The 1,720-nt window shown below is 59.2% G+C and carries 3 protein-coding genes; all 3 read right to left on the bottom strand.

Annotated elements, in window-relative coordinates; genetic code table 11:
* Nucleotides 1–79: 79 nt before the first annotated feature.
* Nucleotides 80–541, bottom strand: coding sequence for a DUF1348 family protein (locus WA989_RS01475; protein WP_424338758.1), 462 nt, complete (start codon nt 539–541; stop codon nt 80–82).
* Nucleotides 542–607: 66 nt separating this feature from the next.
* The gene (locus WA989_RS01470; RefSeq protein ID WP_424338757.1) at nt 608–1,093 is read right to left on the bottom strand and encodes a YHS domain-containing (seleno)protein; all 486 of its coding nucleotides are present in this window, start codon (nt 1,091–1,093) and stop codon (nt 608–610) included.
* A gap of 238 nt (nt 1,094–1,331) precedes the next feature.
* A partial coding sequence (locus WA989_RS01465) for a cysteine hydrolase family protein (RefSeq protein WP_424338756.1) occupies nt 1,332–1,720 on the bottom strand: 389 nt, incomplete at its 5' end.

Genomic DNA, 1,720 nt, shown 5'->3' with positions numbered 1-1,720 from the left:
CGTCAAAAGAGCGATTAGCAGATAGCGTTTCATAAAAATTATCCTTTAGGCAAAGCGGATGCGCGGCGTGCGAAACGGGTCAAAGACCAAGTTCGCTCAGACCGGGATAGGTGTCCGGACGGCGGCCCAGCGGCCAGTAGAGCAGCCGCTCCTGGTCAGAGATTGGAAGGTCATTGATGCTGGCATGGCGGCGCTTCATCAGGCCGTCGTCACCAAACTCCCAGTTCTCATTGCCATAGGCTCTGAACCAGGCGCCCTTTTCGTCGTGATATTCATAGGCGTAGCGGACCGCGATACGGTTTTGCTGAAAGGCGAACAGTTCCTTGACCAGCCGGTATTCGTGTTCCTGGCTCCATTTCCATTGCAGGAATCTGACGATCTCGCATCGCCCGGATACGAACATCCTGCGGTTGCGCCAGAGGCTGTCGGTCGAATACGCCTCGGAGACCTTTTCAGGATCGCGGCTGTTCCAGCCATCTTCGGCAAGGCGCACTTTTTCGATGGCAGTGTCTTCAGTGAAAGGCGGGACAGGCATACGCATTGCTGTTCTCCCAATTGTGTTGTGGAGGAAGCGGCGGCCTGGCCGGGCCAGGCCGCCATCTCGGCGCTAGAGGTCGGCGACGGCTGTGTGCTGGATTTTCGGCCAGGTCTTGTCGGCCTTTTCAATCGTGCGCTTGGCATCCTTCTTGTACTTTTCGAAGACGGCGGCGTTGACGAAGAGGTAGAGCTTGCCGTCGACGATGTCAGCGAATTGCGGATCGCCATCGAGCTTCTTGCCGAGGGCAACAGCATAGGCGCAGAAACCACCATATTGCGGCTTGTACTTGGCGGGATCTGCCTTGAAGCGACGGGCCGAGTCCTCGGACGCGAAATAGTAGGCGACGCCATCATTCACGACGGTGTGGGCGGCCTCGCCCTCTGCCACTGCATTGAGCGTCGACAGGGCGACCGTATCGACGCCGTGAACGCCAAGCGGAACGCCGTCTGTCGTGGTGCCGGTGGAGACATTGTATTCGTCTTCAGCAAAGGCGGACATGGCCGGAATAAAAGCGAGGGCGAGAGCGGTGCCTGCGATGAGAAGTCTGGAAGTCATTGGATTGGTCCTTTTTTTAGATGAGGGCTGCAAAAACAGCCGGGGGGTGAGCATCCTCGCCGGGTTGAGGGGAAGAGGACGCGGGGGCTTCGGTCAGCGGCGCGCCCTGGCGCTCCGCTGGCGAATTTCTGGAAAGAGGCGCGCCCGGCCAATGGGAGAGGCAGAAGGACATCAGCCGGGCGCGGGGTGGGTCATCCGTGGGCGGAGGGGTGGCGCTGGATGACCCGCGGGGAGGCGGTTACCGACCGTAGGCGGCCTTGACCGCCTTCACCGTATTCTCGGTGTTATCGACCTTGCTGGCGATCATCCTGAAATTGGTGAGTGCCGCGTCATAGCCATTGTAATGCTCGGTGATGGCGCCAGCCGTTGCGTCGGTGACGACCATGACTTCAAAGCCCTGTTCGATCAGGCTGCGCATGTGAGATTCCGTACAAAGGTTCGAGGACATGCCGGCGAGAATGACTTTCGAGATGCCAGCCTTGCGCAGCTGCAGGGCGAGATCATTGCTGTCCGGGCCATAGACCTTGTGCGGGCTGGTCACGACCGTCTCGCCATTCTCGATGTACGGCTTGTACTGTTCAAGCCAGTCCGCACCCGAGCCTTCAAACCCTTCGAGATTGAGCGCAG

This window comes from Henriciella sp. (genome assembly GCF_049649345.1).
Lineage (GTDB): Bacteria > Pseudomonadota > Alphaproteobacteria > Caulobacterales > Hyphomonadaceae > Henriciella.
Note: the sequence above shows the minus strand (reverse complement) of the source record. Positions and strands in the feature narration are given on the sequence as shown.